The organism is Gordonia sp. LMA484 (assembly GCF_058129505.1).
In genome coordinates this window covers 4,993,797-5,016,174 of sequence record NZ_CM176700.1, presented here as the reverse complement: position 1 = coordinate 5,016,174, position 22,378 = coordinate 4,993,797, and the positions used below count along the sequence as shown (strand labels likewise).

Below are 22,378 nucleotides of genomic sequence, written 5' to 3'. Positions count from 1 at the left end.
CGCTACTGTCGGCTCCGGTCGTCCAGCGCACTCAGGAACCCATCGATCCGCGGCCAGGTGTGCGCGGCCGCGTCGCTGCCGGCGATCAAGCCGAGGTGACTGGTCTCGACGGTGGTGAAGTGGACTTCCGGCGAATCCGCGAAGATCTCCACGCCGTGACGTGCCGCGGCCCAGCTGACGATCGCGTCCCGGTGACTGCCGAACAATTGGATCGGCACCGCGACCGACGTCAGATCCACCTGTCGGCCATCGAAATCGAGTACACCGTGGGCGATTTCATCCCGGTAGACCAGGTTCTCCCACATCTGTTCGGACAGTTTGCCGGGGTAGCCGGGCAGCGCGTCCTGGAACCAGTCGATGACCTGCATCCGTGCAAGCGCCTCGGTGTTGTCGGCGTTGCGGAGTATGTAACCGGGCTTCTTGATCTCGCGTTCCCACGCGGTCGCTCGATAGGCGACACGTACCAGCGGCGCCGGGATACCGCCCATCGCCTTCAACGTATACCTGACCGGTGCCGGACCGATCGGGCGGACAATTCGTTTCACCAGCGGATATGGCTGCACCAGAGAGTAATTCAACGGTGTGCCGACGGCGGTGATCGATCGGACCGGCAATTCGGGATGGGCGCCGACGGTCAGGAACGCCACCGTCCCGCCCAGGCTCCACGCGGCGAGGTCGACCTGACCGGCCACAGTGGTGTCGTCGGCGAAGTAGTCGGTGATCACGCGGCCGATCGCCTCGGGCACGATGTCGTCGAAGAAGTTCGCGAAGCCGAGATGACGGTCGGCGTAACCCATCTCGCCGAAGTCGACGACATACGGAATGCGCCCCGTGGACCGCAGAAAGGCCACCAACGACATGTCCGGTGACAGGTCGTAGCAGCGGGCCGGAACCGCGAGCGGCGGCACCAGCAGCACCGGCGTGTGTCCGGCCGACCGGGCCGTGGTGACGTCGGCGTCGGTGCCGTATCGCCGCAGGGTACGGTGCGGGCCGTCGGCGATAGTCACGTCGCCGGTCGGCTGATCCTCGACCATCCGTTCACCCCGGGTGATGCGGTACAGCGTGCGTACGCCGTCAAACATCGTCGGCACCTGTGCTCGTCGTGTTCACGACGTGCGATCCTACGGGTAGCCGATGTTCACCGATGACGGACGCCCGTGGAGGAGACCGATATGTTCTACATCGTGGGACTCGTGGTCTTTGCGCTCGAGCTGGTGGCGTGGGGTGCGATCGCATCGTTCGGCCTGATCTGGCTCGGCAACAGCGTGGCCGGCTGGGTTCTCGCGGCGGTGCTGCTGATTCTGGTGATCGCCTTCTGGAGCGTGTTCATGGCGCCGAAGGCGCGGCGACGGCTGAGCACCGTGCCGTATTACGTCGCCAAAGCGATCATCTACCTGGCCGCAGCGTATGCGCTGTGGCAGGTGAGCCCGGTCGCAGCGACGGTGTTCGCTGTCGTCGCGGTGATCGCGGAGCCGTTGTTCCGACGTGTCGAGACGTCCGGACCCGAGGGTGGTCAGTCCGCGAGTGACGACAGGACCGCCCGCAGGTAGGCATCGGAACGATCGGACCCGATGATCCCCGGCGCCATCTTGTTCATCACGTAGGAGAAGGTCATCTTCTGCAGCGGGAACATGACCGTCATCGAGCCGCCCCAGCCGCCCCAGAAGCAGATCCGTTCGTCGGGCAGCGACGGCACCGTCTCGGGCTCCGGCAGTCCGAAGCCGATGCCCCACCGCAACGGGACGCCGAGGACCAGGTCGACGCCGTGCATCTGTTCGTCGAAGATCTGGTCGATCGTCTTCTCCGACAACAGCGTCACGCCGTCGACGCTTCCACCCCGCGAGATGGCCGACATGGTGCGTACGAGTGCGCGGGCGTTGGTGTGCCCGTTGAGGGCGCCCATGTCGGCGCGCCGCCACTCGATGGTGTTCGCCGCATCGGCCCTCGCGGCAGGGCCGGTGAAGGTCTTGAACATCGGGGAATCGGTGGGTAGCGAAGCGAAGTCGATCGGCAACGGTGGCGGCGGGATGAGTTCGGCGATCCGGTCGTCGTCGGCCTCGGTGGCGCCGATCTGCAGGTCGGTCCCCAGTGGACCGGCGATCTCGTCGGCGACGAATTGCTTGAGGTGTTTGCCGGTGACCCGTCGGACGATCTCACCCAGCAGGTGGCCCTGGTTCTGCGCGTGATAGCCCGATGCGGTGCCCGGTTCCCACCACGGGGCCTGCCGGGCGAGGTGTTCGACGGCCTTGTCCCAGTCGTACATGTCGGGGACGGTGAACGGTTGATCCCAACCGGAGACGCCGGAGGTGTGGGCCATGATGTGACGCACCTCGATGGCGTCCTTGCCGTTCTGGGCGAACTCGGGCCAGTAGGTGGCGACCGGGGCATGCAGGTCGACGAGTCCGCGGTCGACCAGCATGAGCACCGACAGCGCCGTGATCTCCTTGGTCGTGGACCACACGTTCACGATGGTGTCGCGCTCCCACGGCAGGGTGGCGGCGGCGTCTCGATGTCCACCCCAGATGTCCACGACGACCTCACCGTCGATGTCGAGGGCGATGGCCGCGCCGAGTTCTTCGCCGGAGCCCAACTGGGTGGAGAGTTCGTCGCGGACCCGCGCGAACCGGGGATCGGTGTGGCCGTGGATCTCGGGTGTGTCGGACATGTCGAACTCCTCGCCGGGCGACGCCGATGCCGCCCCTCGGCCGACCGTAGAACATGGCACGACGGTCCGGTTGTGGTTTGCGCCGGAAATCGGTACAAACCACAACCGGTGCCCGGACTACCGGGCGTCGCGCAGTTCCCGGCGCAGGATCCTGCCGGTAACCGTCTTCGGCAGCTCGCCGACGACGGCAGCCTCCCACACCGCGGGGTCCGAGTGATCGGAGTGTCCGGTGGAGCCAGGCGGTGTCACAACACCTTGTTCCCGTACATCTCGCCGAGGGGATCGGCGATCAGTTCGAGCCGTGCGCCGTCGGGGTCGCGGAAATACAGCGAGACCTCGCTGTGTTCGATCAGCTCGATCCCGGCGGCGACGAGCTTGTCACGCAGATGCTGCCACCGTTGGGGTTCAACGCTGATCGCGACGTGGTGTAGGCCGCCGAGTACCTCCTGATATGGGCCGACGTCAAGGCCGGGAAAGTCGAAGAACGCCAACAAGTTGTGGTTGCCGATGTCGAAGAAGAAATGTGACGACCCCGGGTAGTCCCGATTCTCGATCAGTTCGGTCAGCGGGAATTCCAGTAGCTGCTGGTAGAAGCGTATGGTTCGTTCGACATCGCTGCTGAGAAGCGCGGTATGGTGCAGCCCGCGAGCGGCAGACGTCGGGCGACTCGTCTCTGGCTGGAGGTAGGTGGCCCGCAGTCGATCGCGTTGGGCGGTAAATTGTTGTGCCCGCTCGGTTTCGGTAGCCATCGATCGCACGCTCCTGATTCGAGATCGAAATGTAGTTTCGATGTCAACGACTTACAGGATAGCGCGCGAGAAGATGCCGCCCGCTCGTCGTCACGGAGGACTCCTTCACAAGGAAAGCATGATGGGCTGATCGTTCTTCTTGTCTGGAACGACGACTGAGCGGGTGGTTGCGGGGTCTCGATACGTCCTCGCCTAGTGGCTCGGACTACTCGACCAGCGAGTGGGATGTAGTGGTCTGGTGGTTTGGGCTACTCGACCGGCGAGTGGGATGTCGTGGTCTGGCGGCTCGGACTACTCGACCAGCGAGTGGGATGTAGTGGTCTGGTGGTTTGGGCTACTCGACGGGCGAGTGATGAAGGCGATGACCACAATCGGCCCCGTGAGCACAGTCCAAGGGAATGCTCCCTCGGGCCTGCGTCACGGGGCCGATTGTGGTCAGTCGTCAGGGTTTCTGTCCTACAGACCCATGTCGCGGCCGATGAGATCCTTCATGATCTCGGTGGTGCCGCCGAAGATGGTCTGGATGCGAGAGTCCTTGTAGGCGCGCGCGACCCGGTATTCGTTCATGTAGCCGTAGCCGCCGTGCAGCTGGACACACTGGTCGATGACCTTCTTGGCCAGTTCGGTGCACCACCACTTGTTCTTGGAGGCATCCACGGCGGTGAGCTCGCCGTCGACCACGGCGCGCAGGCAGCGGTCGATGTACTGCTCGGCGATGTCGAGCTCGGTGGACATCTCGGCCATCACGAAACGGTTGTGCTGGAAGGTGCCGATCGGCTTGCCGAAGGCCTTGCGGTCCTTGACGTACTGCAGTGTCTCCTCGAAGACGGCACGCGCGCCGGCGATGGCACCGATGCCGATGGACAGTCGCTCCGACGGCAGGTTGTGCATCAGGTGGTAGAAGCCCTTGCCCTCCTCGCCGAGGAGGTTCTCGGCGGGCACCCGCACGTCGTTGAAGTGCAGTTCCGCGGTGTCTGCCGCGGCCAGGCCCATCTTGTCCAGCTTGCGTCCGCGCTCGAAACCCTCCATGCCGCGCTCGACGACGAGCAGCGAGAACGCCTTGTGACCGGCGGCGGGGTCCGGGTTGGTGCGGCACACCACGACCACCAGGTCGGAGTTGATGCCGGCAGAGATGAAGGTCTTGTTGCCGTTGACGATGTAGTGGTCGCCGTCGCGCTTGGCCGACGTCTTGATACCCGCGAGGTCGCTGCCGGCGCCGGGTTCGGTCATCGCGACGGCGAGGATGGTCTCGCCGGTGGCGATCCCGGGCATCCAGCGCTTCTTCTGCTCGTCGTTGGCCAGATGCATGAAATACGGTCCGACGACGTCGTTCTGCAGGGACAGCCCGGGTGCCGCTCCACCGAAACGCGCGAACTCCTCGACGATGACGGCGTTGAACCGGAAGTCGTCGGTCCCACCGCCGCCGTACTCCTCGGGCATGTTGAAGCCCAGCAGGCCGACGTCGCCGGCCTTCTTGTAGACCTCGCGGTCGACCACGCCGTTGCGCTCCCACTCCTCGACGTAGGGTGCGCATTCGCGCTGCAGGAACTCACGGGCGGTGGCGCGCAGCTGCTCGTGTTCGGGTTCGAAGACGGTGCGTTTCATGGTGGTTCGTCAACTCCTTGTTCGTGGTGAGGATGTTGTTGATGTGATCGATCAGCCGTCGGTGAGTGGTGTGCCGCCGACCGCGCGAAGCGAGGTTGCCGCATACGATTCCGCGACCTCCGCCGGTGACCTCGGGCCGTCCGGGCGGTACCAGGTCGTGACCTCCTGGCAGGCGCCGAGCAGGTATCGCAACACCTCTTTCAGATCACCGGGGATCTCGAAATCGCCGGAGGTGACGCCGCGGCGCAGGACGTCCTCGAGTAGCTCTTCCATCTCGGTCCGCATGCCCACGTAGTGCTGGCGATGCGGGTTGTCGGTGTCGAGATAGCGGAGTTCTCTTCCGACGCTGGCCAACTCGAGATCGGCGGTCATGTGCAGGACGATCGTCTCGATCGAATATGATAGTTGCTCGCGTGGGGTTTTCCCGTCGGCGATCGCCGACCGGACCCGGTTCAGCACGGCGCCCATACCCGCTTCGAGCAGTGCGACGAGGATGCCCTGTTTGTTGTCGTGATGGTAGTACAGCGTCGGCAGTGAAACCCCTGCACGGGAGGCGATGTCGCGGATCGAGGTGCCGTGGAAGCCGCGATCGTGAAAGGCGTCCTTGGCGGCGGCGAGGGTGACGGGCAATTCGAGCGGGGCGACCCGCCGCCAATCACCCGGAGGATTCCCGACCGGCTCGGATTCGCCGGTCGGGAACACCGTTGTCGTATCAGACACGTTCGATGATGGTGGCGTTCGCCATGCCCGCACCCTCACACATGGTCTGCAGGCCGTAGCGGCCGCCGGTCGCCTCGAGGTGATTGACCATCGTGCTGAGCAGCCGGGTGCCCGACGATCCGAGCGCGTGGCCCAGCGAGATGGCACCACCGCGGGGGTTCAACTTGGCCGGGTCGGCGCCGAACTCGTGCGCCCAGGCGAGCGGGACGGGCGCGAACGCCTCGTTGACCTCGTAGGTGTCGATGTCGTCGATCGACAGCCCGGAGCGCTCGAGGATCTTGCGGGTTGCCGGGATCGGCGCGGTGAGCATGAACACCGGGTCGTCGCCGGCCACCGAGAACGAATGGAAGCGGGCGCGGGGCGTCAGGCCGAGCTTCGAGGCCATCGTGTCGCTCATGATCAGGGCGCCGGATGCGCCGTCGGTCAGGGGCGAGGAGTTGCCGGGCGTGATGTGCCAGTTGATCTCCGGGAAGCGCTGCGCGTACTCCTCGGAGTAGAAGGACGACTTCAGGCCGCCGAGTCCCTCGGCGGTGGTGGAGGCCCGCACGGTCTCGTCGACGGTGTGGGTGAACCGCTCGCCGTCGGCGTTGGCGACCTCGATCGGGACGATCTCCTTGTCGAAGAAGCCGTCGGCGGCGGCCTGTGCCGCGCGCTGATGAGACTGCGCCGCGAAGGCGTCGAGGGCGTCGCGATCGAACTTCCACTTCGCCGCGATGAGCTCGGCGGAGATGCCCTGGCCCACCAGGCCGTCGGGGTAGCGGGCGGCGATGCTCGGGCCGTAGGGGCTGCGGCCGACGGTGGTGAAGCCCATCGGCACGCGGCTCATCGACTCGACACCGGCGGCGATGACGATGTCGTAGGCGCCGGCGATGACGCCCTGCGCCGCGAAGTGGGCCGCCTGCTGGCTGGAACCGCACTGGCGGTCGACGGTGGTGGCCGGGACCGACTCGGGGAACCCGGCCGACAGCAGCGCGGTGCGGGAGATGTTGAGTGCCTGCTCGCCGGCCTGTCCGACGCAGCCGCCGATGACGTCGTCGACGAGGGCGGGATCGAGATCGTTGCGCTCGACCAGCGCTTTCAGGATGTGCGCCAGCAGCTCGACAGGCTGGGTCTCCGACAGGGCGCCACCCGGCTTTCCCTTGCCGACGGCGAGGCGGGCGACGTCGACGATGACGGCTTCGGGCATGTGGTTCCTCCAAGTGATGTGCTGATCGGAATCTGCGGATGACAAGCGCAAACGCGCGCCGATCTAACGCTCGTTCTACTTGTCTAGCACGACGGAACCCGCAGAATCAACAGCTCTGCGGGTTCCGTCTGGAGGGCGAGGGGCCTAGATGGCGCCCTTGTCGGCCTCGCCGGCCGGGACCGCGGTGAACGTCTTGACGTCGAGCGGACCCGCGAGCAGGGATCCGATCGCCGCGCCGAGTTCGGCCAGGGCGGGGGCGCTGCCGTGGGTGGCCAGAGCATCCATCGATTCCCACTTCTCGATCATCACGAAATCGGTCGAGTCACCCGTGGCCTCGTGCAGCGCGTACTCGATGCAACCCGGTTCGGCATGAACCTTCGGGATGGCGGTCAGGATGGCTTCCTTGACGGCGGCTTCCTCGCCTGCTTTCGGCGAGATGGTGGCGACGACGATCACTTCAGACATGCGTGTTGACTCCTGGTTCGACTTCGTGTGGTCCGATCACCGACCGACGGTAGGTGATTTCCTCTCGTACTGTTCCAGATACGCGACAATGGCTTTCGCGAACCCGCGGCGAGCCAGGTACTCGTCCTGGTAACTGCCGAGCTGTGCCTCGGAGACGAGCCCGCGCATCGCCCCCGGAATGAAGGCCGCGACCTCGCGGACCCGTTCGGGATCGACGTCGAGGTCGGCGAAGGCCTTCTGGCACGCCCTGGTCCAGGTGTCGTTCCAGGAGGCGAACTCCGCCGCGGTCTGCGGGTAGGACCGTTCGAGTTCGTCGTGATCACGCGGCAGGGCGGCCCGGAGATTCTCGATGGCGCGCGAATCCACGGAGGTCAGTCCGAGGAAGAGCATCTCCACGATGTCGGCGACCCGTTCCGGTAGCGCAGCGCTGTTGTTCTCCCGGAAGGGAAGCTCGCCGCGGCGTTCGGCGGTGCGGCGCAGCACTGCGGACCACAGCCCGTCGACGTCGCCGAACTGGTATTTCACCGTTCCCCAGGTGGCGCCGATCTTCTTCGCGATGCGGTTGGCGGACACCGAGCCGGGCTCGCCGGACGCCAGCGCGACCAGTGCCGCGTCGAGAATCGCCTCCCGGGTCGCGGTGCCCCGGCGATTGGTGCGCCTGCCTGTGACGGGGGCGTCGGCGGTCATGGGTACCGATCCTATCCCCGCCCCGGGAAGTTTCGTAGAACCCACTGTTATTTTTTCGTAGAACCCACTATGGTTCTGGTGCATGGCCAGAACCCCGCTGTCGATGGAGCCGACCGGCTGGTTCCAGGTCGCCTGGTCGGCGGAGCTGCCGGTCCGGGCGGTGCACACGATGCACTACTTCGGCCGCGAGATGGTCGCCTGGAGGGCGTCGTCGGGACAGGTCTCGGTGTTCGACGCCTACTGCGAACACCTCGGTGCGCATCTCGGCTACGGCGGTCACGTCCAGGGCGAGCACCTGGTCTGCCCGTTCCATGGATGGGAATGGAACGTCGAGGGACGCAATGTCTGCATCCCGTACGAGAATCACCCGAACAAGGGACGCCGCATCCGCAGCTATCCCGTCGTCGAACGCAACGAGGCGATCTGGATCTGGTACGACGTCGAGAACCGGCCACCGTACTTCGACGTCCCGGACATCTTCACCGACTTCGGCGACGACACGACCGCCGACGACTACTACCCGCCGTATCCGGCCGCCACGCTGTTCCGCCCGGGCCTGGAGATCCACCCGCAGTACATCATGGAGAACGGCGTCGACTTCGCGCATTTCAAGTTCGTGCACAAGACACCCTTCATGCCGGAGTTCACCCGTCACGACTTCGACGGTCCGGTGTCCCATGTGGACTTCACCATCGCCTTCGAGGAGGGTGCGACGCTCGAGAACGCCACGAGTGGTGTCGAATCCATCAATGCGGGTCTCGGATGTTCCGTCACCAAGAGCTGGGGTATGGTCGACAACCGCACGATGCCCGCGGTCACCCCGGTCGACGACCACACCTCCGACGTGCGGTTCACCGTGTGGATCGGCCGCAAGCCCGGGGATGACTTCGACGGCATGACCGACTACGGAAAAGCGATGGCCGACTTCGTCATCGAACAGTTCGAGGCCGACATCACCATCTGGGCGCATCAACGCTACTCCGATCCGCCGGCCCTGTCCCGCAAGGAGTATGAGGGGTTCACCGCTCTACGGAAGTGGGCGACACAGTTCTACCCGGACGGCGCGACGGGTGATGTCGGCGCCGCTGAGCGAAAGGTTCTGTCATGACGACGTCCGCACAACCGATCCGCGTCTTCCAGGTGGCGACCGGCAACGTCGGCTCCGAGATGATCGGGCGTATCCGGAACCATCCGGATTTGGAACTGGTTGGCCTGCATTGCTATTCGCCGGACAAGATCGGCCGTGACGCCGGCGAGATCATCGGCGGCGACCCGATCGGTGTGATCGCGACCGGCACTGTGGACGAGATCATCGCGGCCCGTCCCGACGTGCTCACCTTCCACGGCGTGTTCCCCGACGAGGACCTGTATGTGCAGATCCTCGAGGCGGGCATCGACATCGTCACCACCGCCGACTGGATCACCGGCTTCCACCGCAACACCAATCATCCGCACCCCAGTGGCCGCAAGACCACCGAGATCCTCGAAGAGGCCTGCCGCACAGGCGGGTCCACCTTCTACGGGACCGGGATGAATCCCGGCGCGTGCCAGGTCATCGGGGTGGTGCAGTCCATGGACGTCGCCGACATCGAGAACGTCACCGTCACCGAATCCGTCGACGTGTCGTGCCACCACTCGGCCGAGACCTGGCAGGCCGTCGGATACGGACGGCCCGTCGACGACCCGACGATCCCGGAATCACTGCGCAAGTACACCGAGGTGTTCGCCGACTCCGTCTATCTGATGGCCGACTGTTTCGGCCTCGCGCTCGACGAGGTGGCCTTCAGCTACGAGCTCGGTGCGTGCACCAAGGACATCGACCTGGGCTGGTACCACCTGCCGCAGGGATCGCTCGGCGGAAGCTACATCAAATATCAGGGCATGGTCGACGGTGTGGCCCGCGTCGAGTCGCATCTGGAATGGCAGATGACCCCGTACACCGACCCGTCGTGGGACATCAAGGGCTGCTACATCACTCACATCACGGGTGACCCGTCCATCTACAGCAAGCACATGATCTTCCCCAAGGCCGGGGTCGACCTGTCCGACCCCGACTCGTTCGCCTCGATCGGCATGACGGTCACCGGCATGCCCGCACTGAACGCGATCCGATCCGTGGTGGCGGCTCGGCCGGGGATTCTCACCAGCGCCGACCTGCCGCTGCGCGGGTTCGCAGGTCGGTTCCGGGTGTCGTGAGGCGGGCGTAAGGTCGGCACCATGGCCAGAACAGTTGCGAAAGCCGATGCGGTGGGACGATCCGAACTCCTCGACTTCATCCGCCCTCGGCATCACATGATCCTGAGTACGGTGCGTTCCAACGGGAGTCCGCAGTTGTCGCCCGTGTCCGGTGGAGTCGATGACGCGGGCCGGATCGTGATCTCCACCTACCCGGATCGAGCCAAGGCCGCGAATGTCCGCAACACCCCTGTAGCCAGTGTCTGCATCCTGTCCGACGAGTGGAACGGCGCGTGGGTGCAGGTCGACGGCGACGCCGAGGTGCTGGACATGCCCGACGCCGAGGAGGCTCTCGTCGACTACTTCCGCAGCATCTCCGGCGAGCACCCGGACTGGGACGAGTACCGCGCGGCGATGCGACTGCAGGGCAAGTCGCTGATCCGGATCACACCCACCCGGTGGGGCCCGATCGCCACCGGCGGGTTCCCGGCCGAGGTCGCCGAGCGGCTCGACGCCCAGGACGCCTGAACCGCCCGGCGGGCCACCGTCAGACCCGCGCCTTGCCGAACTCGACGACCAGGCTCGCGTTGAACGCCGGCAGATCATGCGGGTTTCTGCTGGTGATCAGCGTGCTCGGACCCGAGGAGTCCACCACGACCTCCTCGTCCACCCAGGTGGCGCCGGCGTTGCGGATGTCGGTCTGCAGGCTCGGATAGGACGTGAGTGTCCGGCCGTCGACCACTCCGGCCTCGATCAGCGTCCACGGCGCATGGCAGATCGCGGCCACCGGTTTGCCGGCGTCGACGAAGGCTTTCACGAAGGCGACGGCACCGTCGTCGGCGCGAAGAAAATCGGGGTTCGCGACGCCGCCCGGCAGGACGAGTGCATCGAAGTCGTCGACACGTGCGTTCTCGGTCGTGACGTCGACCGGGAACGTGTCGGCTCGGTCGAGATGGTTGAAGGCCTGCACGGTGCCGCTCTCGGTCGAGACCAGTGTGGGTGTACCGCCGGTCGCCTCGATGGTCTTCCATGGCTCGGTGAGCTCCACCTGTTCAGCACCCTCGGGTGCGACCAGGAAGGCGACGGTGATTCCGTTGAGTTCGTCGGGCATGTCGAGTCCTTTCAGCGCTCGGACAACGATCAACCCCCCTCTGCTCGAGAAGTCTGTGTCCGACGGTACCCGCGTCGGGCGAACTGTCCAGCAGATCGCGGACGCGACGGCGATGCGGGCGTAGCGTGGGCCAGATGTCGCCCACCACCGATGTCACCCGGTCCGACGTCGCGGTCATCGGGGCCGGGATCGTCGGGCTGTCCGCTGCGTATCACGCAGCCGAACAGGGCCTTTCGGTCACCGTCTACGAGCAGGGCGTTCCCGGGTTCGGTCAGTCTGCCGGACAGTCGCGAATCTTTCGTCACGCCCATGACGATCCGCGGCTGATACGGCTGGCGGTCCGCGCGCGCGACCGGTGGAACCGGTGGACTGAGGAGTTCGGGACGTCGTTGGTCTCCGACGACGGGGCGATCGCGTTGGGCGACGCCGCGCGGCGTCGGCTCCCGCTGCTCCGGGAAGCAGGCGTGGCCGTCGAGGAGGTGGGCCCGACCACCGTGCGAGATCTGCTGCCGGTGATCGCGGACTACGACGGTCCCGCGGTGTTCGATCCGGGCGGCGGTTCGATCCACACGCGCGCCGCGATCGACGCGTTGTCGGCGCGCTTCGCCGACCGCATCGTCGGCGAGCAGGTGATCACGCTGTATCCCGACGGAGACGGCGTCGCAGTCCGCTCGCCGACGACGCTCGGTCGCCACGGTGCGGCGATCATCTGCGCCGGCCGTGGCAGCGCCGCACTCGCGCGGGGCGCCGGCCTCGCGGTGCCGGTCCGACTCGGTGCGCATGTGCGCGTGTCGTTCGCGTTGCGCCATCGCGTCGACCGGCTGCCCACACTGCAGGACGGGAGCGGTGCGTTCGGCGCGACGGGCGTGTACGCGGCGGCCTACCCCGATCGGTCGGGCTACGGACTCGGACTGTCCGAGAGCGTCGACGCCCACGACGACGGCGCCATCGACGACGGACCGCGGCTCGCCTCGTTCGCCGATGCGGCGGCGGACTACGTCGCGACAGCGCTGCCCGGCCTGGACCCGACCCCGCGGGACGTCGTGCACTGCTGGGTCACAGCCCTGCCGTGGGGAGACGACGGCGTCGGGATCTGGCAGTCGGAGAGGATCTTCGCGCTCGCGGGCCACAACCTCTTCAAGCATGCGCCGGTGCTCGGGGAGGCGCTCGCGACGTCGGTGACGACCGGTCGGGTCCCCGCAGAGTTCGCACCTGATGCCCGGCTCGGTGCGGCGCGGTGAGTTCGGTGCAGCCCCGTGAGGATGCCGTCGAGAAGATTTCGGGTGCTGTCGGCGTGAATCAGGGTTCTGTCGGCGGCTTTTCGGGTTCTGTCGGCGTCTGGGTCAGCGGGCGGTGTCGGGGGCGCGCCACCGCAGGATCTCCAACGCGGCCGCGACGTCGACGAGGTTCTCGGCGACGGGACGTGGCAGCAGCTCGTCGGCGCGGGCGAGTCGTCGGATGACCGTGTTGCGGTGGGTGTAGAGGCGCTCTGCCGTCCGTGACGTGTTGCATTGTTCGGCGATCCAGGTGCGCACGGTGTCGATCGTGTCCGGGTCCGCGGTACCCAGGGCGCCGAGCGTGTCGTCGACGAACTCCTCGCTTGCGGCCGGGTCGGCCGTGAGCAGCGCGACGAGCCGGATGTCCTCGTGCCGCGCGATCTGCTGCGGTGAGATCAGTTGCGCCATCAGGCGCTGGGTGGCGAGCGCCTGGAAGTGGCTGCGGCGGAATCCATCCAGATCGTGGCCCGGACGGCCGAAGGCGACGTGGACGTGGGGGTGATCGATGAGCTGTGTCATCGTCGGCACCGCGGTCGTCGGCAGCCAGACCCACAATGCCGCCGCACTGGCCACCACGACGAGTCGGTCCCGGCTCCCGGTGGCCTTGCTCAGCACATCGACGACGGCCTCGAGTTCTCGCGCGGTCGCGGCGCCGGTGTCGGTCCAGATCACCGCGGCCGCGTGGGACCCGTGGAGCCGGTAGCCGAGCTGGGCCTCCGCCCGGGCGATGGGGATGGGTGCGCCCTCCAACAACAGGGCAACGGTGGCACGACGTTCCGCGTGGGTGCCACGGGTCAGGTCGGCGCGCTCGGCCTCCATCCGTTCGGACATCGTCGAGACGGTGTCGTCGATGAAGGTCGAGATCGACAACGACGAGATATCCAGGAGTTCCCGGAGTTCGGCCGGGTCGTCGGTGAGTCGGAAGCAGATGTCCATCCAGCGGCGCCACGCCACGCTCTGCGCCGTGCGATAGGAGTCCAGCGAGGACTCACCCAGTCCTCGACGCACCAGATCGCGTGCGGTGTCGAGGATCTCGCCGGACAGATTCACCGGTACCCGCTGCCCGGGTTCCCGGACGTTGGCCGCCGCCCAATGCAGCAGATTGGCGATGTTGGTGCGGCGGGTGCCCTCGGCGAGCACCGGATCGTCGGCGACCACGGACATCCGCACGCCGCCCAGCGCGGCCTCGTGCATCTCGTCGATCCATTCCTCCGGGGGATTCAAGGCGATCTCGGCGCCGCGACGCAGAAGCTCCCGAATCCGAACCGAAGGTGTCGGCCAATCCGCCATGTGCACATTCTGCACCACCAATACACGGCTGGCGAGGCATTTTGCCCCTGGATTCGGCGCTGGCGATTCTTCATGCTGGAAGCACCTCACGAATGTCGTCGATCACAGGAGCGTTTGGGTGACCACTTCGACCACCACTGACACCGTTGACGTGTTGATCGTCGGCGCCGGCATCTCGGGAATCGGCGCCGCGCGCTACCTGACCACCGAGCATCCCGCCCGATCGTTCACGATCGTCGAGGGCCGTTCCGTCTCCGGCGGAACGTGGGATCTCTTCCGGTATCCCGGTATCCGGTCGGACTCCGATCTGCAGACCTTCGGCTACGCCTTCAAACCGTGGCGCGACAAGGAAGCCATCGCCGACGCGCCCAGGATCCTGAACTATCTGCACGAGACCATCGACGAGAACGGGCTCGCCGAGCACATCCGGTATCACCACAAGGTGGTGTCGGCGGCGTGGTCGTCGGACGATGCGCGGTGGCTCGTCGAGATCGATCGGACCGATACCGGCGAACGCGTCCAGATCAGCGCCGGCTGGATCTTCTGCGGATCGGGGTACTACGACTACGACGAAGGCTTCACCCCGGCGTTCACCGGCACCGAGCGTTTCGGTGGGCAGATCATCCATCCGCAGCACTGGCCCGACGACTTCGACTGCCACGGAAAGCGTGTGGTGGTGATCGGTAGTGGCGCCACCGCGGTGACGCTGCTACCCGCGCTGGCCGACGACGCCGAACACGTGACGATGCTGCAGCGCACCCCCACCTACATCATTCCGCTGCCGCGTGAAGACGCGATCGCCAACGCGCTCCGGCGGTGGCTGGGTGACGAGCGGGGCTACGCGCTGACCCGGCAGAAGAACATCGCGCAGCAGCGCCTGCTGTTCGATTTCTGCCAGCGGTTCCCGAAGGCGGCGCGTCGAATGATCCGTCGTATCAACGTATCTCAACTTCCCGAGGGATATCCGGTCGACAAGCATTTCAATCCGCCGTACAACCCGTGGGATCAGCGGCTGTGCGTGGTGCCCGACTCGGACCTGTTCCGCACGATCCGCAAGGGCAAGGCCTCGATCGTCACCGACCGGATCACGTCCTTCACCGAGAACGGCATCCTGCTCGAGAGCGGCGAGGAACTCGAGGCTGACATCATCGTCACCGCAACCGGTCTGAACATCAAGGTGGTCGGCGGCATCGACCTCAGCGTCGACGGCCGCGCGGTGTCGCTGCCGGAGACGGTCGTCTACCGCGGGATGATGCTGTCCGGGGTGCCCAACTTCTCGCTCGCGATCGGCTACACCAACGCCTCGTGGACGCTGAAGATCGGGCTGCTGTGCGAGTACTTCTGCAAGCTGTTGCGCCACATGGACGAACTCGGCGACGACACCGTGGTCGCCGTCGCCGATCCGGACATGCCCACGCGCCCGCTGCTCGACTTCGGTGCCGGATACGTCCAACGGGCCCTGGACACACTGCCGAAGCAGGGACCGAAGGCGCCGTGGGTGATGTCGATGAGCTATTACGCGGATCGTCGCCTGCTCCGCGGTGACGTCGCGGACGAGAATCTGAGATTCTCCGGCGCGAAGGACCGAGCCCGGGAGCGCGCCGCGGTCTGATCGGAACGGCCCGCGTCAGTGGCTATGGGCGAGAACCTGAATCGACAGCACCACAAGCCCGATCACCACGAGGGTCACCAGCGCTGCGATCTTCTGCAGCCAACTGATCTCGGCCCTGCGGACTGCGAGCCAGGCGATCAGTCCGAGCGTGGCGATGTAGATCCACCCGGCGATCAGGAGCGCGGTGTCGAGTTTGAGGACCCCGACCCAGGCCACGACGATCAGACCCAACGGGAACACCAGGGTTCCGAGGGCGTGCGCAGAGATTCGGGCCAGATCGCGAAGCTCCCTGCCGTGGGGGAAGTGCCGGTGTACGGCCAGATGTGCGATGCCGTCGGAGGCGAACCCGGCCAGAATGACCGCGAGAACTCCGAGCAGCAGGATCTCGAAGGCGTACGCCGCACTGTGGTGGCCGCCGCTGTTGTAGAGGACGAGCACAATCGCCAGTCCGGTGAAGGTCGCGTAGACGCGCTCCTTGAGGTACATCACGGCGAGGCGTTTGCGGTCGTCGGGTATGTCCCGGGCGCTGAGCGGGTCGGGATCGTGTACCTCGGTCATGACCAATATTCTGCGCCACGACCGCCGCGGTGCGGGTGGTCCGCGGCAACTGCCTGTTCCCGGCTCATGGTGACCTCAGCTTCCGGTCCTAGTCTCGACACCATGCAGATCAATCCCACGGTTCCGGTTTCGTCCGTCGGCCTGGTCGGCGGGTACGCCGCCGCGCGCTTCTCGGGTCGTCGAGAACTCGGCGGCGTCGTTCTCGCCGCCGCGGGCGCATGGTGCACACGCGAATGGGCGCGGCAGGGACCCGCCGCAGCGGCCGGACTCCTCACCACCTACCTCGGGGCGTTCGGCCTGTCGCATCCGCTCGCTAAGAAGATCGGGGCCTGGCCGTCGGTGTTCGCGGTGACCGCGGCGACGGCAGGTGCCGCCTATGCGGTGACACGCTCGGCCTGATCGGGGGGCCGGAGCCCGCCGGGTCTGGAACAATCGGCAGGCGTGGCAACCCACAGCGCGTCCGGTCGGCCTCATGTCGTCATCGTCGGTGCCGGCTTCGGCGGCATGCATGCGGCGCGACGCCTCAAGCACGCTCCGGTGCAGGTGACCATGGTCGACCGGGGTACCAGCCATCTCTTCCAGCCGCTGCTCTACCAGTGCGCCACCGGACTGTTGTCCGAGGGGGCGATCTCCAGTCCGATCCGGCACCTGCTGCGACGGCAACGCAACGTCAAGATCGTTCTGGGGGAGGCCGAGGATGTCGATCCGGTCGCGCACACGCTGAGGGTCTGTCGGCCCGACGGGACCTCGATGTCGATCGCCTACGATCACCTCGTCGTCGCCACCGGCATGCGTACCGCCTATCACGGCAATGACGAGTTCGCGCAGTTCGCGCCCGGTATGAAGACCCTCGATGATGCGCTGGCCATCCGGCGCAGGATCATCGGGGCCTTCGAGGTCGCCGAGACCCTGCCCGACGCGGATCAGCGGCGGCCGTGGCTGACCTTCGCGATCTCCGGGGGAGGGCCGACCGGGGTGGAACTGGCCGGGCAGATCCGGGAGTTGGCGACGCTGGCGTTGGAACACGAGTTCCGCACCATCGATCCCGCCGAAGCGCGGGTCCTGTTGCTGCACGGCGGCGATCGGGTGCTGCCCTCGTTCAGTCCCGGCCTGTCGCGGCGGGCGCAGAAGATCCTCGACGAACTCGGCGTCGAGACCCACCTCGGGGTCCATGTGACCGACGTGACCGCGGAAGAGGTCGAGACCACCGGCAAGGCCGAACCGCACGAGGTCATCCGCTATCCGGTGCGGACGACGCTGTGGACCGCCGGTGTCGAGGCGGTTCCGTTCGCGGGGGCGCTGGCACGTGCGCTCGGCATCGAGCAGGGTCATGGCGGGCGGATTCCGGTCGATGCCGATCTGTCCGTCCCGGGCCATCCGGACGTCTGGGTCGTCGGCGACATGAGTTCGCGCGACAACCTGCCCGGCGTCGCGGAGGTCGCGATGCAGGGTGGCCGGCATGTCGGAGCGGTCATCGCGCATCTCGCCGACGGCGGCACTGAACGGGCGCCGTTCCGCTACCACGATCTCGGCAGCGCGGCCTACATCGCCCGGCGTCACGCCGTGGTGGAGGCGGGCAAGCTCCACCTCTACGGCTACCCCGGCTGGCTCGCCTGGGGTGTCATCCACATCGCGTTCCTCGCCGGCATCCGGAATCGCCTGGGCACCGTGGTGAACTGGGGCGCGACATTGCTCACGGACTCCCGACGCGAACGCGCCATCACCTACGGCGATCCGGAGACCGCGCGGCAGCCCTACCGCTGAGCGGTTCGCCCGGGCGTAGGCGTATCGATTCCACTACCTCCCAGGTAGTGGATTCACGATGTCCTCGGTACGACGATGGAGGTGTCGGTAGAGGAGGCACCAGATGTCGCGATCACGGTCCGTACGAGTTCCGGCTACGGCCCCCACCCCCTCGAGTCCCCGCTGGTTGACCATCGTGATGCGCTGCGATCGCTGGGGCTCGTATTGGTATGTGGCCGCGGGATTCTTCTTCGCCCCGGCACTGCTCGTGCTGGACCCCTGGTCCGGGGCGGTCGTGGTGGCGTGGACCCTGATCTCGTTGAGCGGATTGTGGCTCGGCGTCCTCGGCATCTTCATGGCGATCGGACTGGCGAAGGTTCTCCGTGCGGGCGAGGAGATCTCCGAGGAGTACTGGTGGTCGCTGCTGGGGCGGGATTCGCCGCCGGCCGATCACCCGGCCGGCGAGTGAGAATCGGCTACGCCAGCAGCCGCCACAGGCCGATCATGCCGACGATGACGATCGTGATGCGTAGGGCCGTCGGCGAGAGCCGTCGGCCGTACCGCGCGCCGATGACCCCACCCAGCAAGGACCCGATGGCGATGACGCCGGCCGCCGCCCAGTCGATGCGATCGAAAGCGACTGTGGTGTAGGTGATCGCGGCGACGATGTTCACCACCAGCGCCAGTAGGTTCTTTGCGGCGTTCATCCGCTGGAGATGGTCGGGGACGATCACCCCCAGCACGCCCATCAGCAAGATTCCCTGAGCCGCAGTGAAATAGCCGCCGTACACGCCCACCGCGAACGTCGCGGCCACCATCGCCGCGATCCGCGGCGCGCTCAACGGAGCCGGATGGTGTGCCGGTCCGATCGACCGATGCCCCACCCACCCCTGAATTCGAGGCTGCGCGACCACCAGGATCAGCGCCAGCACCAGCAGCACGGGCACCACCGACTCGAACACGGTCTCGGGGAGATGCAGGAGCAGCCAGCACCCGACGAGTGCCCCCGCGAACGACGCCGGGATCTGCCACCGCAGCCGCGGCCACTGGCCCTCCAGCTCGCGCCGGTATCCCCACGTTCCCGAGACCCCGCCGGCGACCAGCCCGATCGCGTTCGACATCGTCGCGCTCACCGGAGGCACCCCGAACGTGACCAGCGTCGGGAAGGTGATCAGCGTGCCGCTGCCGACGACTGCGTTGATCGCTCCGGCGCCGACCCCCGCGAGCAGTACGGCCACCAGTTCCCACGTCGTCACCCCTCGAGGGTGCACGGGCCCCGAGTTGGGTCCGACGCCGGGTGCCCGGTCGTCGTCTTCCCTAGACTCGAGTCATGAGCACCACCGACGAGGTCGTCGAACAGATCCTGCGCACCTACGACACCATCACGGTCGTCGGCGCGAGTGCCAACCCGGCCAAGGCCGCCAACGAGGTCCCGGCGTACATGGCCGAGCGCGGCTGGCGGATCATCCCGGTCAATCCGCACGCCGACGAGATCGTCGGCGAGAAGGTGTACCGGTCGCTGGCCGACATCCCGGAACAGGTCGGGCTGGTCGACGTGTTCCGCCCTTCGGAGGACACACCCGAGGTGGCCCGGCAGGCGGTCGCCGCCGGGGCCACCGCTCTGTGGCTGCAACTGGGTATCAGCTCGCCGGAGGCGCGCGCGATCGCCGAGGACGCCGGCCTGCTCTACGTCGAAGATCGATGCCTGATCATCGAACAACGCCGCACCGGGTTGGCGCCGGCGCGGTCCTGACCCGAAGAACTGCCGACCGGGCGCCGTCCTGACCTGACCGGGCTTGACACACAGTGCATCTCGACATCCACAACGTCACCGACGGCAGTCGACTGCCACTGTTCCTGCTCTTCTGCTCGTTCGCCGCGACCTTCATCGTCACGCGTGTCATCACCCGGCTGATCCGCGCGGGCAGGGGACCGTTCCGCAACAACGTCCGGGGCGGTGTCCACATCCACCATGCCGTGCCGGGGATCGTCCTGACCGTCGCGGGCGCGTTCGGGTCGGTGGCCGTCGACGGATCGTCGCCAGGCGCCGAGATCAGTGCCGTGGCAATCGGCATCGGAACATCGCTGGTGCTCGACGAGTTCGCTCTCATCCTGCACCTCGAGGACGTCTACTGGTCGCGGGAGGGTCAACTGTCGGTGCAGGTCGCCTGCCTGACCATCGCGGGTCTGGGCATGGCCGTCCTGGGGATCACCCCGCTGGCCGTCGAACACGAGGACACTGTCCGGATCGGGCCGATCGCGTTGTCGGTGAACCTGCCGATCCACATCGCCTGCGTCCTGATATGCGTTGCCAAGGGCAAGTATTCGACGGCGGCCATCGGCGCGTTCATCCCACCGGTCGCCTGGGTCGGGGCGATCCGGCTCGCCCGTCCGCGCTCGCGATGGGCCCACCGACGCTACCGGCCGGACAAGCTCGGGCGGGCCGAGAAACGCGCCGACACGTTCGATTCCCGGTACGGCAATTGGGGACTCGACATCGAGGATCTGGTGGCCGGCAAGCCGACCGAGCATGATGCTCAGGACGCCGCGGTGGCCCCACCCTCGTGACGCAGACCGAAACTCTCGGCCGCGAGACCGCGGAACGCCCGGACCGCAGGGCCGCCCGGGGCCCGCCACACCAGGCCGAGTGACGCCCGGTGATCCACGCCGCGGATCGGGCGACCGACGACGACATCGGCACGATCGGCGACCATCGACTGGCTCAGCACACCGATTCCCAGGCCGCTCGCGACGAGTTCGATGACCGCATCCGGCGACGACGCCTCCAGCATGATGCGGGCGTCGCCGCCCACCCGGTCGAAAGCCGTCCGGATACCCGCGCCCGGCGGGAGGCCGATCAGCTCGTGCTGACGGAGATCGCGGATCGTGACCGTGGTCCGCGAGGCCAGCGGGTGGTCGCGGGGGAGGACCGCGACGACTCGCTCCCGGACCACGTTCAGCTCCTCGATGCCCTCGGGCAGATCGTCGGCGTAGCCCACCAGGGCGACGTCGAGCGAGCCCCGCAGCACGGCTCCGACGAGCCGGTCGGAGGGACCCTCGGTCAGGGAGAGTCCCACTCCGGGGTGACGATCGCGGAAGGCGCCGAGGGTGGTGAACAGTGGTCGCACGGTACAGCCGTCGACCATCCCCACCGAGAGGTGCCCACGCAGGACCTGATTGACCTCGGCGACCGCGTGCCGCACCGATTCGGCCGCGTTCAGCGTGTCGTGCGCGGCGGCCAATGCGGCCCGGCCGGCATCGGTCAGACCGACGCGACGCCCGGACCGATCGAAGAGGTCGGCACCCAGCTCGCGTTCCAGCCCACGGATCTGCGCGCTGATGTTCGGCTGCGTCGTGTGTACACGGGCGGCCGCCGCGGTGAAACTCGCCTCGGAGGCCACCGCCACGAAATACTCGAGCTGACGTAGATCCATAACTGTCAACGATACTTCGGATCATTGGAATCAGTTGGACTTCTCGACATCAGAAGCGGGATGGTGGAATCACCGACCGACGACAACCCCAGGAGCAACCATGTCCGACAAGCCCACCGTCCCAACAGCCTCGGTCCCCGAGGACATCACCAAACTGTTTGTCGAGTTCTCCAATGCCGGCGACGCCGACGCCGTCGCATCGCTCTATCACCCGGACGCGGTGATGGCCTACCCGCCCGGGGAGGTGACGCGTGGCCGTGCCGCCATCCGTGACCTGTGGGCCTCGGTGTTGGTGCACCGCCCCACTTTTGTTCCCGAAAAGCCCTTACCGACACTGTATTTCGGCGATGACATGGCCCTGACATCGACACCGCCCCGGGATGGCGCCGGTGCGCGCGCCCAAGTCGTCATGCGACAGGACGACGGTTCGTGGGTGCGGGTCATCGATCAGCCGGAGTTCCAGTCCCCGCGCTAGGCTGACCGGCGAGTGCCTGCTGTGGTGCAGCCGCCCGATACCCGGCCGTTGACCCGTCGGGAACCGGTCGCGGCTATGGTCGAAGAATGGTGGAGCTGACGACGGCAGAGTCGAGGTTCGGAACATGATCGCGGTATTGGTCATCGTCGTCACCGTCGTGGTGGCGCTCTTCGTCCTCGGCGGTGCCGCCTGGTTCGCCTGGGATTCGGACAAACGGGTCAAGAAGTTCGCGCGCTCCACCGACCTGGTCCCGGGGAAGCCCGGACGGGCGCCGGCGTCGTGGACCACGGCGACGAGCAAGGAAGCTCTGTTGCATCAGCGAATTCGCTATGCCATCGCCGACGTGCACGCCAATCCGGCCATCCCCCACTTCCCCGACCTGGTGGCCGCCCGCGACCGCCTCGACGACGCGGTGTTCGATCTCGACGACAAACTGATCGCGATGTCCGAGATGCCCGACGACGAGGAGAAGACGGCGCGCCTGTCGTCGGCGGAGTCGGCTGTGGTGGTGCTCGAGGAACTGCCGAAGAAGCTGTGGGAGGCGCCCGAGGAGACCCAACTCGCGGATCTGGAGAAGGTGACGACCGCGCTCGTGCGCTCATGACGCCCACGACAGGGCGGTCGGC

Annotated in this window: 26 protein-coding genes; 13 read left to right on the top strand and 13 right to left on the bottom strand. The window is 66.7% G+C overall.

The window, feature by feature from the left end; all coding sequences use genetic code 11:
- Positions 1-2: 2 nt before the first annotated feature.
- Positions 3-1,082 (bottom strand): alpha/beta hydrolase, encoded by a 1,080-nt coding sequence (locus tag AC4AMJ_RS22255; protein WP_489914753.1) that lies wholly within the window; start codon positions 1,080-1,082, stop codon positions 3-5.
- Positions 1,083-1,172: 90 nt separating this feature from the next.
- Between AC4AMJ_RS22255 and AC4AMJ_RS22250 the strand changes: the two genes are divergently transcribed.
- The gene (locus AC4AMJ_RS22250) at positions 1,173-1,550 is read left to right on the top strand and encodes a YrdB family protein (RefSeq protein ID WP_489898959.1); all 378 of its coding nucleotides are present in this window, start codon (positions 1,173-1,175) and stop codon (positions 1,548-1,550) included.
- Here the strand turns inward: AC4AMJ_RS22250 and AC4AMJ_RS22245 are convergent.
- The 7 genes from AC4AMJ_RS22245 to AC4AMJ_RS22215 form a co-directional block, all read right to left on the bottom strand.
- The gene (locus AC4AMJ_RS22245) at positions 1,514-2,665 is read right to left on the bottom strand and encodes a serine hydrolase domain-containing protein (protein ID WP_489914751.1); all 1,152 of its coding nucleotides are present in this window, start codon (positions 2,663-2,665) and stop codon (positions 1,514-1,516) included. The genes AC4AMJ_RS22250 and AC4AMJ_RS22245 overlap by 37 nt on opposite strands.
- Positions 2,666-2,910: 245 nt before the next feature.
- The gene (locus AC4AMJ_RS22240; RefSeq protein ID WP_489898962.1) at positions 2,911-3,414 is read right to left on the bottom strand and encodes a VOC family protein; all 504 of its coding nucleotides are present in this window, start codon (positions 3,412-3,414) and stop codon (positions 2,911-2,913) included.
- Between the two features lie 456 nt (positions 3,415-3,870).
- Positions 3,871-5,019 (bottom strand): acyl-CoA dehydrogenase family protein, encoded by a 1,149-nt coding sequence (locus tag AC4AMJ_RS22235; RefSeq protein ID WP_489898963.1) that lies wholly within the window; start codon positions 5,017-5,019, stop codon positions 3,871-3,873.
- Positions 5,020-5,070: 51 nt separating this feature from the next.
- On the bottom strand, positions 5,071-5,721 hold the full coding sequence (locus tag AC4AMJ_RS22230; protein ID WP_489918490.1) for a TetR/AcrR family transcriptional regulator: 651 nt from the start codon (positions 5,719-5,721) through the stop codon (positions 5,071-5,073).
- A 10-nt stretch (positions 5,722-5,731) separates the two neighbouring features.
- Complete coding sequence (locus tag AC4AMJ_RS22225; protein ID WP_489914749.1) at positions 5,732-6,925, bottom strand: thiolase family protein; 1,194 nt, start codon at positions 6,923-6,925, stop codon at positions 5,732-5,734.
- Between the two features lie 144 nt (positions 6,926-7,069).
- Positions 7,070-7,390 (bottom strand): putative quinol monooxygenase, encoded by a 321-nt coding sequence (locus AC4AMJ_RS22220; protein WP_489898965.1) that lies wholly within the window; start codon positions 7,388-7,390, stop codon positions 7,070-7,072.
- 36 nt (positions 7,391-7,426) lie between these two features.
- Positions 7,427-8,077, bottom strand: a complete 651-nt coding sequence (locus AC4AMJ_RS22215) for a TetR/AcrR family transcriptional regulator (protein ID WP_489898966.1) — start codon at positions 8,075-8,077, stop codon at positions 7,427-7,429.
- Positions 8,078-8,159: 82 nt separating this feature from the next.
- On the opposite strand from AC4AMJ_RS22215, the gene AC4AMJ_RS22210 reads away from it, so the two are divergent.
- The 3 genes from AC4AMJ_RS22210 to AC4AMJ_RS22200 are packed head-to-tail and all read left to right on the top strand — an operon-like array spanning position 8,160 to position 10,780.
- Positions 8,160-9,185 (top strand): Rieske 2Fe-2S domain-containing protein, encoded by a 1,026-nt coding sequence (locus AC4AMJ_RS22210; protein ID WP_489898967.1) that lies wholly within the window; start codon positions 8,160-8,162, stop codon positions 9,183-9,185.
- A complete protein-coding gene (locus tag AC4AMJ_RS22205; protein ID WP_489914746.1) occupies positions 9,182-10,273 on the top strand; it encodes an NAD(P)H-dependent amine dehydrogenase family protein in 1,092 nt (363 codons plus the stop codon). The genes AC4AMJ_RS22210 and AC4AMJ_RS22205 overlap by 4 nt, the downstream gene beginning before the upstream one ends.
- A gap of 21 nt (positions 10,274-10,294) precedes the next feature.
- On the top strand, positions 10,295-10,780 hold the full coding sequence (locus AC4AMJ_RS22200) for a PPOX class F420-dependent oxidoreductase (RefSeq protein ID WP_489914744.1): 486 nt from the start codon (positions 10,295-10,297) through the stop codon (positions 10,778-10,780).
- A 19-nt stretch (positions 10,781-10,799) separates the two neighbouring features.
- On the opposite strand, the gene AC4AMJ_RS22195 is transcribed toward AC4AMJ_RS22200, so the two are convergent.
- Complete coding sequence (locus AC4AMJ_RS22195) at positions 10,800-11,363, bottom strand: type 1 glutamine amidotransferase domain-containing protein (protein ID WP_489914742.1); 564 nt, start codon at positions 11,361-11,363, stop codon at positions 10,800-10,802.
- A gap of 134 nt (positions 11,364-11,497) precedes the next feature.
- On the opposite strand from AC4AMJ_RS22195, the gene AC4AMJ_RS22190 reads away from it, so the two are divergent.
- A complete protein-coding gene (locus tag AC4AMJ_RS22190) occupies positions 11,498-12,604 on the top strand; it encodes an NAD(P)/FAD-dependent oxidoreductase (protein ID WP_489914740.1) in 1,107 nt (368 codons plus the stop codon).
- 102 nt (positions 12,605-12,706) lie between these two features.
- Here AC4AMJ_RS22190 and AC4AMJ_RS22185 read toward each other — a convergent pair whose 3' ends face one another.
- Positions 12,707-13,930 carry a PucR family transcriptional regulator gene (locus AC4AMJ_RS22185; protein ID WP_489914738.1) on the bottom strand — a complete coding sequence of 408 codons (1,224 nt, stop codon included), beginning with the start codon at positions 13,928-13,930 and terminating at the stop codon, positions 12,707-12,709.
- 118 nt (positions 13,931-14,048) lie between these two features.
- Between AC4AMJ_RS22185 and AC4AMJ_RS22180 the strand changes: the two genes are divergently transcribed.
- On the top strand, positions 14,049-15,542 hold the full coding sequence (locus tag AC4AMJ_RS22180) for a flavin-containing monooxygenase (RefSeq protein ID WP_489914736.1): 1,494 nt from the start codon (positions 14,049-14,051) through the stop codon (positions 15,540-15,542).
- A gap of 15 nt (positions 15,543-15,557) precedes the next feature.
- Here the strand turns inward: AC4AMJ_RS22180 and AC4AMJ_RS22175 are convergent, their stop codons facing one another.
- Positions 15,558-16,100: a hypothetical protein gene (locus tag AC4AMJ_RS22175; protein ID WP_489898974.1), complete on the bottom strand. Its 543-nt coding sequence runs from the start codon at positions 16,098-16,100 to the stop codon at positions 15,558-15,560.
- Positions 16,101-16,202: 102 nt separating this feature from the next.
- Here AC4AMJ_RS22175 and AC4AMJ_RS22170 point away from each other — a divergent pair, with 102 nt between their 5' ends.
- The 3 genes from AC4AMJ_RS22170 to AC4AMJ_RS22160 all read left to right on the top strand — a co-directional run bounded on the left by AC4AMJ_RS22170 (position 16,203) and on the right by AC4AMJ_RS22160 (position 18,312).
- Positions 16,203-16,499, top strand: coding sequence for a hypothetical protein (locus AC4AMJ_RS22170; protein WP_489898975.1), 297 nt, complete (start codon positions 16,203-16,205; stop codon positions 16,497-16,499).
- Between the two features lie 42 nt (positions 16,500-16,541).
- Positions 16,542-17,864 carry an NAD(P)/FAD-dependent oxidoreductase gene (locus AC4AMJ_RS22165; protein WP_489914734.1) on the top strand — a complete coding sequence of 441 codons (1,323 nt, stop codon included), beginning with the start codon at positions 16,542-16,544 and terminating at the stop codon, positions 17,862-17,864.
- A gap of 103 nt (positions 17,865-17,967) precedes the next feature.
- On the top strand, positions 17,968-18,312 hold the full coding sequence (locus AC4AMJ_RS22160) for a hypothetical protein (RefSeq protein ID WP_489898977.1): 345 nt from the start codon (positions 17,968-17,970) through the stop codon (positions 18,310-18,312).
- 7 nt (positions 18,313-18,319) lie between these two features.
- On the opposite strand, the gene AC4AMJ_RS22155 is transcribed toward AC4AMJ_RS22160, so the two are convergent.
- A complete protein-coding gene (locus AC4AMJ_RS22155; protein WP_489914732.1) occupies positions 18,320-19,099 on the bottom strand; it encodes a sulfite exporter TauE/SafE family protein in 780 nt (259 codons plus the stop codon).
- Positions 19,100-19,173: 74 nt separating this feature from the next.
- Between AC4AMJ_RS22155 and AC4AMJ_RS22150 the strand changes: the two genes are divergently transcribed.
- Together AC4AMJ_RS22150 and AC4AMJ_RS22145 are read left to right on the top strand one after the other, a co-directional pair.
- Positions 19,174-19,596 carry a CoA-binding protein gene (locus tag AC4AMJ_RS22150; RefSeq protein WP_489898979.1) on the top strand — a complete coding sequence of 141 codons (423 nt, stop codon included), beginning with the start codon at positions 19,174-19,176 and terminating at the stop codon, positions 19,594-19,596.
- Between the two features lie 53 nt (positions 19,597-19,649).
- Positions 19,650-20,411, top strand: a complete 762-nt coding sequence (locus tag AC4AMJ_RS22145) for a hypothetical protein (protein ID WP_489914730.1) — start codon at positions 19,650-19,652, stop codon at positions 20,409-20,411.
- On the opposite strand, the gene AC4AMJ_RS22140 is transcribed toward AC4AMJ_RS22145, so the two are convergent.
- Positions 20,381-21,277: a LysR family transcriptional regulator gene (locus AC4AMJ_RS22140; protein WP_489914728.1), complete on the bottom strand. Its 897-nt coding sequence runs from the start codon at positions 21,275-21,277 to the stop codon at positions 20,381-20,383. The genes AC4AMJ_RS22145 and AC4AMJ_RS22140 overlap by 31 nt on opposite strands.
- Before the next feature lie 100 nt (positions 21,278-21,377).
- Here AC4AMJ_RS22140 and AC4AMJ_RS22135 point away from each other — a divergent pair, with 100 nt between their 5' ends.
- Together AC4AMJ_RS22135 and AC4AMJ_RS22130 are read left to right on the top strand one after the other, a co-directional pair.
- A complete protein-coding gene (locus AC4AMJ_RS22135) occupies positions 21,378-21,752 on the top strand; it encodes a YybH family protein (protein WP_489914726.1) in 375 nt (124 codons plus the stop codon).
- 124 nt (positions 21,753-21,876) lie between these two features.
- On the top strand, positions 21,877-22,356 hold the full coding sequence (locus AC4AMJ_RS22130) for a hypothetical protein (protein ID WP_489898983.1): 480 nt from the start codon (positions 21,877-21,879) through the stop codon (positions 22,354-22,356).
- The last annotated feature ends 22 nt before the right edge of the window (positions 22,357-22,378 follow it).